The organism is Paramagnetospirillum marisnigri (assembly GCF_001650715.1).
Taxonomy (GTDB): Bacteria; Pseudomonadota; Alphaproteobacteria; order Rhodospirillales; family Magnetospirillaceae; genus Phaeospirillum; species Phaeospirillum marisnigri.
In genome coordinates this window covers 1-1341 of sequence record NZ_LWQT01000005.1, presented here as the reverse complement: position 1 = coordinate 1341, position 1341 = coordinate 1, and the positions used below count along the sequence as shown (strand labels likewise).

Genomic DNA, 1341 nt, shown 5'->3' with positions numbered 1-1341 from the left:
ATGTCTCTTCTTCGGCATGGAATGTCCCCTTCATGGTCAGTTGAATTATTACATTCAACCTGGAGCCATTCACGGGGGGAGGGTCAGCTGAATGATCCGGTGCTTACGAGCGGCGGTGGCGGAGTATCGATTCTAGGTAGTGGCGGAAGTGCAAGTATCTCACGAAGCGCTAATACTGGGCAGGGCTTCGCGAAGGGCGGCGTCGAGGCAAATTTGAGGGAAATATTGGCTACAATTTTTCCGGAAGCTCGCTCTGGCGGCTTTGTTTGTGTGTTGGATAATCTTGAGTTACTGGACACTTCGGCGAAGGCTCGCGCGACTTTAGAAGAGCTTCGGGATGGCGTCTTATCGCTTCCCGGTGTGAAATGGGTACTTTGTGGCGCGCGAGGTATCGTGCGTAGCGTTGTTTCAACGCCTAGGTTGCAGGGAAAGCTCACTGCCCCCCTGGAGCTAAACCCTTTGGATGCAGACGCGGTGACGGAAGTCATTAAGAGACGACTTGAATATTACAAGATAAACTCTGACGCCTACACCCCCGTCGAAGCGGATGGATTTCGCCGTATTTATGAAATTGGCAACAGTAACCTTCGCATAACACTGAAGCATTGTGAGGATTTTGTATTCTGGTGCATGCTCAACAAAAATCGTCCAGAAACGGCAAAAGATAAAGTTCAATTGCTTGATTCTTGGTTTGCAATTACTGCCGAAGATGCGTTAACAAGCACTAAGGATGTGACATCACGCGCCTGGAAACTATTTGATGACATTGCCGGGAAGCCGGATGTATGCTCTCCGGGAGATTTTGCTGACTTTGATTTCAATAGCGGCCCGGCAATGCAGCCTCATCTCCGCACTTTGGAACATGCTAACCTCATCGAGAGTACAATGGATGATTCTGATCGCCGCAGAAAGACCATTAACTTAACAACGCGCGGGTGGATTGTTCGCTACCACAGGGGCGGCTATCAGCTCCCAAGGCGATAACCATTCGCTAAATCTAGCATCATGGATACACTATTTGAATCTGCGGCGCCTTGCGATTGACGGCTTGTAGGCATGGCACAGGTCAACCACACGTCCACCAATGGCGCAAAGCGGCCGTGCACGAGGCTCCCTTCCGGGGACCATGAGTAGCCGACGGAGCAGAAACGCATAAAGTCCCCACCCCAACCCTCCCCCAGCAAGCTGAGGGAGGGAGAAAAATGAACTCCCCCGGCTCTCCCAATCCGCGCGTATCCCCTCCCCCCGGCTTGCCGGGGGGAGGTGGGCACCTCCGGAAACTGGCGTCGGCTCGGGTTTCGTGATTCCCTATCCGTATGACGGAACAGGGGGCGGATATGA

General features: G+C 52.8%; 1 protein-coding gene. It reads left to right on the top strand.

Features of this window, described 5'->3' with window-relative positions; translation table 11 throughout:
* On the top strand, positions 1-984 hold a 984-nt coding region (locus tag A6A04_RS22070), incomplete at its 5' end, for a helix-turn-helix domain-containing protein (RefSeq protein ID WP_216636061.1).
* Between the last annotated feature and the right edge of the window lie 357 nt (positions 985-1341).